Source organism: Streptomyces swartbergensis (assembly GCF_002148965.1).
Classification (GTDB): Bacteria; Actinomycetota; Actinomycetes; order Streptomycetales; family Streptomycetaceae; genus Streptomyces; species Streptomyces swartbergensis.
Map to the genome: position 1 here is coordinate 1 of NZ_NGFN01000229.1, position 14160 is coordinate 14160.

Consider the following 14160-nt stretch of genomic DNA (forward strand, 5'->3'; position numbering starts at 1 on the left):
GCCTTGGCCCACACGGGCACGGACCACACCCTCCAGGCCGTCGCGGCGAGCGCGGCACTGGTGGCCGGGGGAGTCGTTCTGCGCCGACGCTTCCGCCCGGGGACGGACGACTGAACGGACGGCCTGCGGCGTTCCGCTGCCCGGCTTCCGCAGCCGCCTCGCCGTTTTCGGCGGACTCGGCGGACTCGTCAGGCGAGGCGGCTGCGGCCGGGGCGCCGACGGCCCTGCGGGCCAGGGCTCGACTCCCCCCCGCCGGGGTTCCGGAGGGCTCCGCCGCCGAGGTCCTGCCGCCCGTGTGCCGAAGGCGGAGTCCTGGCGGCCCCGTCGACGGAGGTTCCACGGTGCCCGTGCAGCGGCTGATACAGCGGAGCCCTCGTGTCCCACCGGGCGGCACCGCATGACGCCGCTCACGCGCCGGAGAGCCGCGCCGTCCCCTGGGGTCGCGCCGGACGGCGTCGACGGTGGAGCCGCGGCCGGGCGGGTCAGTGCCCCCGTGCCCTCGGCGGTGCCGCATCGGGGGTCGTCGGCGGCGCTCCGGTTCGTGTTCGTGCTCGGGCAGCCGCCGTGGGCGGCGGAGCCTCGGTCCGCTCAGCGCGTCCCGGTCGGTGCCGGGCGACCGTCGGTGGCGGGCCCGGTGTCGTCATACCGCCTCCGCCACCCCCGTCAGCAGCACCATCCCGGAATCGCCGTAGTCCGGCAGGGTCGGGTCCGTGTCGATGTGGGTGACGTCCAGGTCGCGGGTCAGGGGGGTGAAGACCTCGGTCACGGTTGCCGGGCTGACCGGGCAGCCGGGCCAGCGGGAGGCCGGGCCGATGCGGTACGTCGGCATGTTCTCCATGAACGCGGCGACCAGGTGGCCGCCCGGCTCGACGGTGCGGACGAAGGTGCGGCAGAAGTCGGCGAACTCGGCGAAGTCCTCCGTGGCGCCCTCGGCGACGAAGTGCATGGAGGCGAGTTCGTACGAGCCGGGGGGCAGGGTCCGCACGTCGGCGTGGACGACATTCACATGCGCCAGCGCCCCGGCCAGGGTCGCCGGCACGTCCGGGTTGAGCCGCCGGCACAGCGCGTGGAAGGGCAGCCAGCTCGCGTCGAGGCGGTGACAGATCTGGTCCTCGAGGTAGGCGACGTTGCCCGCGCCCGCCTCCACGGCGTCGATTTTGCGGCTCGCGCCGGATGCGAGGATCAGCGGGTAGAGGTTGGGACCCGCCCCGAACTCCACCGAGCGGGCGATGGCACCGCGTGGGAAGCGGCGGTAGAAGGCGCTGTGGTGCGCGATGACCGCCGCGTCCGAGGGATGCACCTCGCGGTAGTTCTCGCGCAGGTAGTCGGCGACCGGCCAGCGGTCCCAGTCCACGTCGTCGTTGTGCGTCGTCATGGCCGTCCAGCCCCCTTCAGCCGCAGTGGGAAACGCTCGGACAGCCGGGTCAGGGTCCCGTTCAGGCGGTCGATGTCGTCGTCGGAGTTGAGCGCCGTGAGCTGGATGCGGAAGCCCACCCGGTCACGGGCCACGAGCGGATAGGCGGCGAGCGTCACGTAGATGCCCTCCTCCCACAGGTACGCGGCGACCGCGTCCAGGTCCGCGGGGTTCGCCAGCGGAACCTCCACGATGGGCAGCCGATCCGTGTTGAGGGTGTTCACTCCCAGGCTCTCCAGATGATCGAGCACCCGGGCCGTCTTGCGGTACAGGTCGGCCCGGATGACGTCGCCCCGCCGCTCGTTGACGTCCAGCCCGGCCAGCGCGGTGGCCAGCGACGCCGTCGGGGACGGCCCCGAGTAGAGGTAGGGACCCGCGGTTGTCTTGAGGCAGTTCTTGAGCTCCGACGGCAGCGCCAGGAACGCCAGCAGCGACGAGTACGCCTTGGAGAAACCGGCCACGAGCACGATCCCGTCGTAGGACTCCCCGGTGTGCCGCACCACGCAGTTGCCGCGCATCCCGTACGGGCAGGTCTCGCCCGGCCCGCGTTCCCCGATCACGCCGAAGCCGTGCGCGTCGTCGACGTACAGCATCGCCCCTTCGGCCCGGCACACCGCGGCCAGCGCGGGCAGGTCGGGGATGGTGCCGCTCATGCTGTTGACGCCGTCCAGGCACACCAGCCGGGGCGTGCCCGGCGGCACCCGGGACAGCAGGGCACGCAGCTCGTCGAGCCACTCGGCGTGGAAGCGGTGCAGGGTGGCGCCCTGGGCGCGCGCCACCACGCAGCCGTCGTAGACGGTCCGGTGCGCGGTCGCCTCCACGAAGACGTGCCCGTCTTCGACCAGCGCCGGGATCACCGAGGCGTGCACCAGCGTCAGCGTGGGCAGCAGCAGCGTGTCCGGCGCGCCCAGCAGCGCGGCGAGCCGCTCCTCGATGTCGGGGTACAGCCGAGGACTGCCCAGCAGCCGCGACCAACTGGGGTGCGTGCCCCACTGGCGTACCGCGGGATCGATGGCCTCCATGATCTCCGGGTCCCAGTCGAAACCCAGGTAGTTGCAGGACGCGAAGTCGATCAACCAGTGGTCGCCGCTGCGGATGTGCCGGCCGCGCACCTCGTCGAGGACCGCGTCACTCATCGGACTGGTGCGCCGCAGATGCTCCAGGTCCGCCCAGCGCGCCTCCCGGCGTCCCCGGGAGGCGTCGAGTCGTGGCCGCCGCGGACGGGGCGGCGCGAAGGGATGGGCGCTCGGCTCCCGCAGCACGTGCGCGCTCTGCTCCACCGTCATGGGCCGGGCGAAGAGGTACCCCTGCCCGAACCGGCAGCCCATCCCGGCCAGCAGGTGCCGCTGCGCGGTGTTCTCGATGCCCTCCGCGATGACCTGGAGGCCGAGGGTGTCGGCGATCCGCACGATGCCCTCGACCAGGGCGACCTGCTGGGCGTCGCGCGCGATGTCGTCGATGAACGACTTGTCGATCTTCAGCACGTCGATGGGGAAGTCCCGCAGATAGCGCAGCGAGGAGAAGCCGGTGCCGAAGTCGTCGACCGCGATGTGCACCCCCAGTTCCTTCAGCGTGTGCAGCACCGTCTGGAGGCGGTCGTCGCGGTGCGCCAGCACCGTCTCCGTCAGCTCCAGCTGCAACGACCCGGGCTCCAGCCCCGGCGTGCTCAGCGCCCGGCCGACCTGCTCGACGAACCCGGCGTCGCGGAACTGGCGGGCGGAGACGTTCACACTGACGTACGGCGGACGGGCCGGGCCCGGCAGCCGTTGCAGGTCCGCGATGTCGCTGACCGCGTTCTCCAGCACCCATGACCCCAGCGGGGCGATCTGACCGGTCTCCTCGGCCAGACTGATGAACTGGTCCGGCGCGACGTCCGGCCGCTGCTCGTGCGGCCAGCGGACCAGGGCCTCGAACCCGACGACCTCCCCTCCGGTGATGTCCACGACCGGCTGGTAGCGCAGCGCGAACGCCTTGTCGGCGACCGCCTGGGCCAGCTGGCACTGCAGGTCGTGCCGCTCGACCATGCGGCTGCGCAGCAGCGGCCTGTAGCGGCGCCACTGCCGCTTTCCCGCCGCCTTGGCGGCGTACAGCGCGAGGTCGGCGTGGCCCAGCAGCTCCTCCGCGTCCGTGCTGTCGCGCGCTGTGGCCACTCCCACGCTGGCGGACACCGTCACCGACTCGTCGGCCAGGTCGAACGGCCGGCCCAGCGTCTGGATCACCTGGGCCGCCAGCAGCTCGGCGTCGAGCGGCTGCTTGGCGTCCTCCATCAGCACGGCGAACTCGTCCCCGCCGAGCCGGGCCGCGGTGTCGGTGCGCCGCAGCGCCCGGGACAGCCGGTTGCCGACGGCGATCAGCAGATGGTCGCCGACCCGGTGCCCCATCGTGTCGTTGACCAGCTTGAAGTCGTCCAGGTCGATGTAGAGCAGACAGGTCAGGGACGACTCGCGGCGGCCGCGCAGCAGGGCGCGTTCGATCCGCTCCAGCAGCAGGGTCCGGTTGGGCAGACCGGTCAGCGAGTCGTGGAAGGCCCGCTGCGTCAGCTCCTGCTCCAGCCGCCGCTGCTCGGTCACGTCCCGCAGCGTCACCACCAGGCCGGACACGGTCCGCTCGTCCCGGAAGTCGCTGCACCGCACCTCCACCTCGACCCGCCCTTCCCGGCGCCGCACCCACCAGTGGTCGTGTCCGGCCCGTGCCCCCCTCTCCCGTACGGCGGCCAGTTCCCGCGCGGCCCGTTCCCGGTCCCCTGGATCCACCAGGTCCGGCAACGAGACGCCGACGAGGTCGTCGGTGCCGAAGACGGACCGCGCGGACGGGCTGGCGTACCGGATCGTGTCGTCGTCCTCCAGGATCAGGATGACGTCCGAGGCGTTGCGGACGAGGGTGCGGAAGTACGCCTCGCTCTCCCGCCGGAAGACCTCCTGGCGCAGCGTGACCCGCTCCATGGCCAGGCCCGCGTGCGACGCCAGGATCTCCAGTGAGCCCCAGGTCTCGGTGAGCTGCCGCTCCGGGGCGGCGACCAGCAGGACACCCGGGACGGTCCCGGCCGGACGATCGGGCTGGGTCATGGGGCAGACCAGGACGGAGGGCAGGCCATCCAGTTCGGCGGCGACGCCGGGATCGAGGTCGACCGGGCTCACCAGGTGGGTGCCGCGCGCGCCGAGGTCCGCCGCGCGCTCCGTGGGCAGCAGCAGCGTCCGGTGCGGTGCGTCCGGCCCCATCAGCCGGTCGACCGACCTACGGCAGGACTCGGCGACCTCCTCCTGCCGGAAGGCAGAGACCAGCGAGGCGGCGGCACCGCGCAGCGCGAGCTCCCGCGTCACCGCCCGGCGATGGGCCACGACCATCCCCGCCAGCCGCAGGATCACCAGCAGGAACAGCACGCCGGAGAAGGCCGCGATCACGGCGGCGTCCCGGGTCTGTTTGCTCAGTCCCTCGTACAGCAGGATCCCCGGCGCGATGAGCGTGGCCACGGCGAGCACGACCAGCCGGCGCGGCGGCGGCAGCAGGGACTCCCGCTGCGGCACGGACGCGGTCAGCGTGACCATCGAGGGGTGCAGGGCGGCCAGGCCCCAGGCGGTGTAGAAGGCGATCCAGCCGAGGTCCAGCAGGGTGCCGGTCTGCCACAGATCGTTCAGTTGCAGGATCCCGTACGCGATGTCGAAGCCGAGCAGTGTCAGCGTGCCGACGACCAGCAGCCGCACGGCCCGGTTGGGCCCCTCGAGCGGACTCGGGGTCAGCAGCCGGGTCAGCAGGGCCAGCACGAGGATGTCGCCGAGCGGATAGGCGATGCTGATGGCGCGCTGCTGCCAGGTCAGCCCCTCCACCACCGTCAGCGGCTGCACCAGGTACACCCACACGGGCAGCGCGAGGCCCGCGGTGATGATCAGCGCGTCGAGCAGGCTCGGCAGGTCGCGGTCGGCCCACCGGTGCCGTACGAGCCCCGACAGCCCGATCGCGAAGAGCGGGTAGGTGGCGAGGTAGCAGGCGTCGGCGGGGGAGGGAAACGGGTTGGAGGCGTCGAAGTACTCCTCCATCACGTTGTAGTACGTGTCGCCCGTGATGAAGGTGAGCAGTCCGCCGGCCAGGAACCACCAGGGCCACTGATGGGCGGGCCGGTGGACACGGATACCGATCACCACGGCGACGACGCCGGCGAGTCCGATGGCTGCCCACAGTGCGGGAGCCGCCGCCGGGACGGTCATGTACACGATTGTGGCAACCGTGACGAGGGCGATGTGGGCGGCCATCAGCCGACGTGCTGACAGCAAGGACATGCGCCTCCCCCCGTCGGGGAGACCGCGGCGTACGCCTGGTCTGCTAAATTCGATCGTACGTTCGCCCGCGCCGCCCTGCATCTCGGGCGGCCGGCCCCGGCGCGGTCCCGGCGGAGGGGCCTGCCGGGCGGGCCGGGTCCGGCCGGTGGCTCAGGCGCGTCCTCGATGGAACCGCACGTGCAACTCCCTCACCCGCTCCGTCAGTTCGGGCACCGGACCGTCCACGACTACGCCCGGTGCGACCTCGTGGACGGGGAGTGTCCGCACCGGCGGCGCGGGGACCCCCAACTCGCTCAACCAGGATGAGAGTTGCTCGGACGAGGCGACGTAGACGATGCGCCCCAGACCGACCCAGGCGTGCGCGGCCGCACACATCGGGCAGTGCTCGCCGGAGGTGTACACCGTGGCCGCAGCCCGCTCCCCGGGCGTGAGATGGGCCGCCGACCAGCGCGCCAGTTCGAACTCGGGGTGCCGCGTGCGATCGCCCGAGGCCACCCGGTTGTGGTCCTCGCCGAGGACCGTGCCGTCCCCGCCGACCAGGACGGAACCGAACGGCTCGTCCCCGGCCTCGAGCGCCTCGGCCGCGAGCTCCACGCAGCGGCGCAGGTACGGCAGTTCCGTGTCCTTCACGACCATGGTGGCGGACCCTTCCGGTGACGACGTGATCGACAGGACTGTACGGCCGCCGGGGCGTACGACCGCACCGGAAAACGCGTTGCCCGGCAGCCCGGCACCTGCTGAGGTGTGCCCATGGCTCATATGGATCACACCGCGCTGCTCGCCCTGTTCGACCGCGAGCTGCGCGAGGGGGCGCGGCCGGACGGCCCCGGGGTCCGCGTCGAGCGGACCGGCGAGGTGGTGCGCCGCGTCGCCACCGCGCAGGGCTGGAACGGCGTCGTGTGGTCCGCCCTCGACGAGGCGACCGCGGACGCGGCGATCGCCGAGCAGATCGCCCACTACACCGGACTCGGCCTCGAATTCGAGTGGAAGCTGTACGGGCACGACCGGCCGGCGGATTTCGGGCAGCGGCTGCGCGCGGCCGGGTTCAGGTCCGAACCCGAGGAGACGCTGATGATCGGCGAGATCGGCGAGCTGGTCGTCGACGCCGAACCGCCGCCGGGCGTCCGCGTGGAGCCGGTCACCGGCCCGGCGGGCGTGGACCTCGTGGCCGACGTCCACGAGAAGGCGTTCGGTACGGACAGCTCCCGGCTGCGCGACGAGCTTCTCGCCCAGCTCTCGGCCGGCCCGGACACCGTCGTCGCCGTCGTGGCGATGGCCGGCGACGAGCCGGTGAGCGCGGCCCGCATGGAACTGGTGCCCGGCACGCGGTTCGCCGGCCTGTGGGGCGGCGGCACCGTCGAGAGCTGGCGCGGGCGCGGCATCTACCGCGCCCTGGTGGCCCACCGCGCCCACGCCGCCGCGGCACGCGGCTACCGCTACCTCCAGGTCGACGCCTCCCGCCAGAGCCGCCCCATCCTGGAACGCCTCGGCTTCACACCGCTGACCACGACGACGCCGTACGTGTACACGCGGTAGCCGGCCGGGCGCCCCGCCCGGATGTCACATCCAGGCCCGCTCGATCCGTCGCATGGTCATGACGACGATCCAGAAGAACCAGAGCATCCTCCTCGCCGGCGCGAGCGGCGTCCTCGGCCGGCACGTCACCCGCGCCCTGACCGAGGCGGGCCACAAGGTCACCGGACTGGGCAGGAGCCCCGGCAACGGCATCCGCGCCGACCTCATGGACCGCGACGCGCTGCTGCGCGCCGTCGACGGACACCACTTCGACACCGTGATCCACGCCGCGACCGCCCTGCGCAAACCCCCCATGCGCGACCGCGACATGTTCGCCACCGACGCGCTGCGCACCGAGGGCACGGCCCACCTCGTCGAAGCCGCCCGGATCACCGGTGCCCGCCGCTTCGTCGTGGAGTCGATGGTCTTCGGCTACGGCTACGGGGACCACGGCGACCGCCCGCTCACCGAGGACGACCCCTTCGGCCCGCACGGCAGGACCCCGCAGCTGGAGCGGCACATCGCGGCCATGCGGACCAAGGAGCGGCTCGCCTTCGAGACCGAGGCGCTGGAGGGCATCGCGCTCCGCTTCGGCGTGTTCTACGGCCCCGGCGGCACCGACGCCCTGCTGCCCCTGCTGCGCAGACGGCAACTGCCCGTGCCCGCCGACCGCGGCCGGGTGCTGCCGTGGGTGGAGCTCACCGACGCGGCCCGCGCGGTGGTCGCCGCCGTGGAACGCGGCCGGCCCGGGCAGGCGTACAACATCGCCGACCGCACCCCGCTGGGCCTGCGCGCCCATGTCGAGAGCGTGGCCGGGGTGTTCGGACTGCCGAAGCCGATGACCGTACCGCTGTGGCTGATGAAGCCCATGTCGTACATGCACACGGTGATGTCGTCGCGGCTGGTGGTGTCCTGCGCCAAGGCGGAACGCGAGCTGGGCTGGACGCCGCTGTACCCGTCCAGCCGTGAGGGGCTCGCCGCGATGCGGTCGGCGGGCCGCTGATGCCGGCGGGCATACGCCTCCGGCGTGCCGGGCCGCCGGGTCACGGCACGCCGGGTGCCAGGTGTCTCCTCGCGTCGCGCACGTGCTGTTGCCACGCCGTGCTGTCGCCGTTGTGACGCCGTCGCCGTCCTGCGCGGTCAGCGGCGTGCCTTCGAGCGGTCCAGTGCGGCGACGCCGAGCGCGGCGAGACCGATCTGGATGAGCCACTCGACCCAGTCGACGCCCTTGGTGTCGGCGACGTCGAACGCGGCGGCGATCGCGTAGCCGGCCAGCGCGGCAATGATGCCGACGAGGATCGTCCACAGGATTCCGATCCGCTGGCGGCCCGGGACCACGAGCCGGCCCAGGACGCCGATGACGATGCCGATCACGATGGCACTGATGATGCCGTCGACTTCCATCTCCGCCCCTTCTCCTCAGGACCCCCGCTGTAGTGCGTGTGCCCTCTGACGGCCTGGACACTCCGGTGCGGACACGGAGAGGCCGGTCCGGGGCGCGGACCGGCCTGCGGCTTCCTTCCGGTGGGTCTAGGGCCTCTTGGAGGCCTTCGCCGCCGCGCCGGCGCACACCAGACCCAGAATCACGGCCAGTGCACCGATGATGATGTTGTTCCACACGACGCCGGCGTCCGGGCTCTCGCCGACGACCCACGGCGAGATGATCATCCACACCCCGAGTGCGCACATGGCCCAGCTCAGGCCGTACATACGCTCCGGAGCGCGAGTGAACCCGAGCGCCAGCAGACCGATCGCGATGCCCATGATCAGGTTGTGTGTCACGAGCGGCGGCTGGCTGGTCGTGTAGTGGACTATCCACGGGGAGGCCGCGCAGTACAGACCGAGCAGGAACACCGGTCCGTCCACGAGCGCCACATCGCGACCACCGAGCACGCGGGCGTACCGATCCCGCATCTCGGAGGCATCAGGGTGGCTGGTTATGTCACCTCTGGTGGGCGAGACGTTGGCCATGATTCGTCTCCTTCGTCTTGCAGGGCGACCGCGTCTGGTGGGGCGTGCGGTAAGCGCCGCGTAAGCTCATTCTGCTCTTATTTATCCTTTATGTGTAGGGATTGGCAGAGGTGTGAACTTCTACCGGGCGGTACATGTTCAGGCGGATCGGGGGCAAGCGGATGTGTACGACAGTGACCGATCGACGTCGCCGGGAGGCGGCGCGGGACAGGGGAGGGCAGCGGACGTGTCTGCGGCCATCAGCGCGAAGGTGTTGGAGCGGTTCCCGGCGGGGTCTCCGCGCGGGTCATGGCCGGCGGAGGAGTACGCGGCACGCCGCCGCGCCGAGGGTGAGCCGGCCACCGTCGTGATGGACCTGGAGTCGGACGCCTTTCTCGTGGTCGTTCCGTCGGACGGTGACCAGAACGACTGAGACGGCTGAATGGGCGTCGACGGCTGAAATCCATGGCCCCGAAACGATGGCCCCGAAACGATGGCCCTGAAAACCGTCGCCCTGAAAACCGTCGCCCTGAAACCGTGGCCCTGGAWTCCAGGGCCACGAATCCTTGGTCCGGCATACGAGATGAGCCGCGATCTCCTTGACGGCCGTCGCCTTCCGCTGACACGATCCATGGCATGACCATGCGACTGGACCTCACGCGGCGACGCCACGTCGACCTCGCACGCGTCTCCAGCGCTTCCTGTCGCGCCGCAGCCTGAGTCTCCCGGCTCGCCGCTTCTCCCCACCGCCGTATTCGCCGTCGGCTGATCACCGTCGCGCCGACGGCACGTCATGCGCGGTGCCTTTTCCTCACGCCTGAATTCGGCACTGAGTCACGCCCGTTGAATGCGCGTCCCCGAATTCGGCGCTGCCACGCGCAGTCGCGCCTTCTCCCGGAAAGAGACCCCATGGCCACCGTCCTGTCCGTCTCCGGCAGCCCTTCCGCCTCCTCCCGCACCAGCCGACTTCTGCGCCACCTGGACGAGCGGCTGGCCGCACAGGGCCATGACGTGATCCCCCTCGACGTCCGCACCATCCCCGCCGAGGCGCTGCTCGGCGCGGACTTCCGGCACCCCGCGATCGTCGAGGCCACCGACCTGTTCGCACGTGCCGACGGCGTCGTCGTCGGCACCCCCGTCTACAAGGCGTCCTACTCCGGTGTCCTCAAGGCACTGCTGGACCTGCTCCCGCAGTACGCACTGACCGGCAAGACCGTGCTGCCGCTCGCCACCGGCGGCAGCATCGCCCATGTCCTGGCCATCGACTACGCCCTGCGCCCGGTGCTCACCTCCATGGGCGCGGCCCACATAGTGCAGGGCTGGTTCACCCTCGACAAAGACATCACCGTGCACGACGACGGGTTCCTGACCGTCGCGCCGGCCGCCACCGAGGCGCTTACCCAGGTCGTCGACCAGTTCTCCGCGGCGCTCGACCGCACCCCGCTCCTGGCCGTGGCGGGCTGAACACCCGCCGGCTGCCGCGCCGACGAACGTTCCCCATCGATCGGAGATCCCCGTGTCCCTCACCTTCCACTGGTTCCTGCCCACCAACGGCGACAGCCGCCATGTCGTCGGCGGCGGCCACGGCACCCCGGCCACCGCATCCGGCCGGGACCGGCCGCCGACGGTCGCCTACCTGAGCCAGATCGCCCGCGCCGCCGAGGAGGTGGGCTTCGCCGGGGCCCTCACGCCCACCGGCGCCTGGTGCGAGGACGCGTGGCTCACCACCGCGATGGTCAGCCAGCACACCGAACGCCTGAAGTTCCTCGTGGCCTTCCGGCCCGGACTGACCTCGCCCACCCTGGCCGCGCAGATGGCCTCCACCTTCCAGCGGCAGACCGGCGGACGGCTGCTGCTCAACGTCGTCACCGGCGGCGAGAACCAGGAACAGCGCGCTTTCGGCGACTTCCTCGACAAGGACGGCCGGTACCGCAGGACCGGTGAATTCCTGCATGTCGTAAAGGAGTTGTGGCGGGGCGGGACCGTCGACCTGCACGGTGAGCACCTCCAGGTGCAGGGCGCGGCACTCTCCCGCGTGCCCGACCCCGTTCCCCAGGTGTACTTCGGCGGCTCCTCACCCATCGCCGGTGAGATCGCCGCCCGGCACGTCGACGTCTATCTCACCTGGGGCGAGCCGCCCGCCCAGGTCGCCGAGAAGCTGGACCGGATCCGCTCGCTGGCCGCCGCCGAGGGCCGCACCCTCCGCTTCGGCATCCGGCTGCACGTCATCACCCGCGACACCGCCGAGCAGGCCTGGGCCGAGGCGAACCGGCTGCTGGACGGATTCGACCCGGAGACCGTGGCGTCGGTGCAGGCCGGTCTCGCCCGCAGCGAGTCCGAGGGCCAGCGGCGCATGCTCGCCCTGCACGGCGGCGGCAGCCGCGAACGCCTGGAGATCCACCCCAACCTGTGGGCCGGCATCGGCCTGGTGCGCGGCGGCGCGGGCACCGCCCTGGTCGGCAGCCACGACGAGGTCGCGGAGCGGATCAAGGAGTACCAGGCCCTCGGCATCGACGAGTTCATCCTCTCCGGCTACCCCCACCTGGAGGAGGCCTACTGGTTCGGCGAGGGGGTGCTGCCGCGCCTCGCCGCACAAGGGCTGTGGCGGCACCCCGCGGACAAGGACGCCGTACCCACCGCACCCACGACGCCCACCGAACCCGCCGTGCTCGCGCCGTTCGCGAGCTAGAAGCTCGGCCTCTCACCCCAACGATCAACCCGGAAGCCCGCGTTGGGCGTCATCCGCACCGAGGGGCAAGCCCTGCCCCTCGGTGAACGGGAGGCACACACCCATGAAGCAGCGGGCTTCACGCACCGTCTCATTCGGCCTGGCCGTGGCGTTAGCGGCCGGAACGGCGGCACTCGCCCCGTCCGCGCATGCGGCACAGTCGCGGCGCGACCACGAGGCGACCCGCACCGCACTGCGTGACCTGGTGGGCAAGGGCGGACTGCCCGGAGTGGCCGCCAAGGGCCGTGACGGGCAGGGGAGTTGGTTCGCCGAGGTCGGCCATGCCGACACCGCCACGGGCCGCGAGCGTTCCCCGGGCGACCACTTCCGCGGGGCCAGCATCACCAAGACGTTCGTCGCGACCGTCCTGCTCCAACTGGAGGCCGAAGGCAGACTGAGCCTGGACGACTCGGTCGAGCGATGGCTGCCGGGCCTGGTGCAGGGCAACGGCTACGACGGCGACAGGATCACTCTTCGGCAGCTCCTCAACCACACCAGCGGCATCGCCAACTACACAGACGACCCCGCCTTCAGCCACGACGCCGCGGGCCCCGGCTTCCCGGAGCACCGGTACGACACGCACACGCCCGGGGAACTCGTGGCGATCGCGCTGAAATACCCGCCGCTGCCCGACCCGGAGACGACGCCGGTGTACTCGAACACCAACTTCGTCATCGCCGGGATGGTCATCGAGAAGGCGACGGGCCGCTCGTACGCGCAGGAGATCACCCGCCGCGTCATCYGGCCGCTGAAGCTGCGCGGCACGTCGTTCCCCGGCACGTCACCCCACATGCCGAAACCCCACCCCGTCGGCTACTCCCGGCTGCACCAGGACGCTCCCGACGCCCCGATCCATGACGCCACCGAACAGAACATGACCTGGCTGGGCGCGGCCGGTGATGTCATCTCCACCAGCGGCGACCTCAACCGCTTCCAACGGGCTCTGCTCAAGGGCGAGTTGCTGCCCCCGAAGCAGATGGCGAAGCTGCTCGACGAGGTCCCCGCGGGGGGCGGTCTCGGGTACGGACTCGGAGTCGAGTTCGCGCAGCTGTCCTGCGGCGTGAAGGTCGTGGGCAAGACCGGCCGTACCAACGGCTCCCTGTCCGCCATGGTCGGCACACAGGACGGGAAGCACCAGCTGACGTTCAACATCAACGGTGACTGGCTCCCGGACCCCTCGCTCTACATCAACGTGATCGAAGCGGAGTTCTGCGGCAGGGTCCCGTCCCGCACGGACAAGCCGTCGGTGCTGCCCCGGCTCGGCTAGCCGGACGCCAGCGCGCCGAGGTGCGTCCGGCGGGCCTCGGCCGTCTGGGCCTGCACCAGCAGGAACATCCCCTCGCGCGCCAGCCGTTGCGCCCGGCTGTCCAGGGCCATGGACCGGCCGCCCCCGGCCACGATCGCCGCGGTCGTGGCCGCCCGCAGCACGTCGTACGCCCGTGCCTTCAGCGCCAGGCGTTCCGGGACGCACTCGTGCGGAACGGGGTGGTCGGCCMGGACGTAGGCCTCACGCCGGACCTCGTCGAGCCGGGCCCGCAGCGACCGGGCCGGCTCCCGGCCGTCCGGGGCGTCCGCCACCAGGTCCAGCGCCGCGCTCGCCACCCCGAACACGGCCGGACTGGTGTTGGCGGCCCTGGGCAGATCGACCAGGGCGAACCGCTCCTGCGGGGTGCGCAGCACGACGGCGTCCTCCGGCACCCACAGGCCGTCCAGCTCCAGGGAGACCGTACGGGCGGCGGCGAGGGCCGCGAGCCGCATCGGCGCCGACGGACGCATCCCCGGCTGTTCGCGGGCTTCGGCGACGACGAACACCACCTCGGCCGCGTCCGTCACTCCCGCCAGGAGCATCACGTCGTTCAGACCCCAGCCCGTGTACCAGGGCACCGTGCCCTCGAAGCGCCAGCCGCCCCGCTCGGGCACGGCCCGCACGGGCACGCGGGGGAAGGCACGGACGTGCGCGTACGCGATGCCGGCCAGCGACTCGCCGGTCGCCAGCGGGCGCAGCAGCTTCTCCCGGACCGGCGAGTCGTATGTGGCGAGCAGCTTCACCGGAGTGTGGTGCTGTGTCTGCACGAACCAGGTGGAACAGCACGCCCCGGCCAGGATCTCCGCGACGTCCCGCGCCACGGCGGCGGGCGCGTCCGCCCCGCCGTACTCCTTCGGCGCGCCCAGCCCGAGCAGGCCCGACCGCCGCACCGCCTCCATGTGGCTCGCCGGCACCCCCTCCTGGTCGACGCGCTCGGCGTGCGGGACGAGGAGATCGTGCGCCAGTCGCTGTG

At 71.9% G+C, this 14160-nt stretch carries 14 protein-coding genes; 8 read left to right on the plus strand and 6 right to left on the minus strand.

What is annotated here, in order from left to right:
• Positions 1 to 3 precede the first annotated feature (3 nt).
• On the plus strand, positions 4 to 114 hold the full coding sequence (locus CA983_RS45335; RefSeq protein WP_341866702.1) for an LPXTG cell wall anchor domain-containing protein: 111 nt from the start codon (positions 4 to 6) through the stop codon (positions 112 to 114).
• A gap of 526 nt (positions 115 to 640) precedes the next feature.
• Here CA983_RS45335 and CA983_RS29350 read toward each other — a convergent pair.
• The 3 genes from CA983_RS29350 to CA983_RS29360 form a co-directional block, all read right to left on the minus strand.
• Complete coding sequence (locus CA983_RS29350) at positions 641 to 1375, minus strand: methyltransferase (RefSeq protein ID WP_086603844.1); 735 nt, start codon at positions 1373 to 1375, stop codon at positions 641 to 643.
• Positions 1372 to 5661: an aminotransferase class I/II-fold pyridoxal phosphate-dependent enzyme gene (locus CA983_RS29355; RefSeq protein WP_086603845.1), complete on the minus strand. Its 4290-nt coding sequence runs from the start codon at positions 5659 to 5661 to the stop codon at positions 1372 to 1374. The genes CA983_RS29350 and CA983_RS29355 overlap by 4 nt, the downstream gene beginning before the upstream one ends.
• 177 nt (positions 5662 to 5838) lie before the next feature.
• Positions 5839 to 6324, minus strand: coding sequence for a nucleoside deaminase (locus tag CA983_RS29360; RefSeq protein WP_086603846.1), 486 nt, complete (start codon positions 6322 to 6324; stop codon positions 5839 to 5841).
• 123 nt (positions 6325 to 6447) lie between these two features.
• Here CA983_RS29360 and CA983_RS29365 point away from each other — a divergent pair, with 123 nt between their 5' ends.
• Together CA983_RS29365 and CA983_RS29370 are read left to right on the plus strand one after the other, a co-directional pair.
• The gene (locus CA983_RS29365; RefSeq protein ID WP_086603847.1) at positions 6448 to 7224 is read left to right on the plus strand and encodes a GNAT family N-acetyltransferase; all 777 of its coding nucleotides are present in this window, start codon (positions 6448 to 6450) and stop codon (positions 7222 to 7224) included.
• A 58-nt stretch (positions 7225 to 7282) separates the two neighbouring features.
• Positions 7283 to 8206 carry an NAD-dependent epimerase/dehydratase family protein gene (locus tag CA983_RS29370; RefSeq protein WP_086603855.1) on the plus strand — a complete coding sequence of 308 codons (924 nt, stop codon included), beginning with the start codon at positions 7283 to 7285 and terminating at the stop codon, positions 8204 to 8206.
• A gap of 137 nt (positions 8207 to 8343) precedes the next feature.
• Here CA983_RS29370 and CA983_RS29375 read toward each other — a convergent pair whose 3' ends face one another.
• Together CA983_RS29375 and CA983_RS29380 are read right to left on the minus strand one after the other, a co-directional pair.
• Positions 8344 to 8607 carry a GlsB/YeaQ/YmgE family stress response membrane protein gene (locus tag CA983_RS29375; RefSeq protein ID WP_086603848.1) on the minus strand — a complete coding sequence of 88 codons (264 nt, stop codon included), beginning with the start codon at positions 8605 to 8607 and terminating at the stop codon, positions 8344 to 8346.
• Positions 8608 to 8733: 126 nt separating this feature from the next.
• Positions 8734 to 9174 (minus strand): SPW repeat protein, encoded by a 441-nt coding sequence (locus CA983_RS29380; RefSeq protein ID WP_086603849.1) that lies wholly within the window; start codon positions 9172 to 9174, stop codon positions 8734 to 8736.
• 226 nt (positions 9175 to 9400) lie between these two features.
• On the opposite strand from CA983_RS29380, the gene CA983_RS29385 reads away from it, so the two are divergent.
• From CA983_RS29385 to CA983_RS29400, 5 genes are all read left to right on the plus strand, one after another.
• Positions 9401 to 9586 (plus strand): hypothetical protein, encoded by a 186-nt coding sequence (locus CA983_RS29385; protein ID WP_086603850.1) that lies wholly within the window; start codon positions 9401 to 9403, stop codon positions 9584 to 9586.
• A 209-nt stretch (positions 9587 to 9795) separates the two neighbouring features.
• On the plus strand, positions 9796 to 9873 hold the full coding sequence (locus CA983_RS49675) for a putative leader peptide (RefSeq protein WP_351405193.1): 78 nt from the start codon (positions 9796 to 9798) through the stop codon (positions 9871 to 9873).
• Between the two features lie 189 nt (positions 9874 to 10062).
• On the plus strand, positions 10063 to 10617 hold the full coding sequence (gene ssuE, locus CA983_RS29390) for an NADPH-dependent FMN reductase (RefSeq protein ID WP_086603851.1): 555 nt from the start codon (positions 10063 to 10065) through the stop codon (positions 10615 to 10617).
• 52 nt (positions 10618 to 10669) lie between these two features.
• Positions 10670 to 11842, plus strand: coding sequence for an LLM class flavin-dependent oxidoreductase (locus CA983_RS29395; RefSeq protein WP_086603852.1), 1173 nt, complete (start codon positions 10670 to 10672; stop codon positions 11840 to 11842).
• Positions 11843 to 11945: 103 nt separating this feature from the next.
• Positions 11946 to 13148, plus strand: coding sequence for a serine hydrolase domain-containing protein (locus CA983_RS29400; protein ID WP_086603853.1), 1203 nt, complete (start codon positions 11946 to 11948; stop codon positions 13146 to 13148).
• Here the strand turns inward: CA983_RS29400 and CA983_RS29405 are convergent.
• A partial coding sequence (locus CA983_RS29405; RefSeq protein WP_086603854.1) for an acyl-CoA dehydrogenase family protein occupies positions 13145 to 14160 on the minus strand: 1016 nt, incomplete at its 5' end. The two genes, CA983_RS29400 and CA983_RS29405, sit on opposite strands and share 4 nt — an antisense overlap.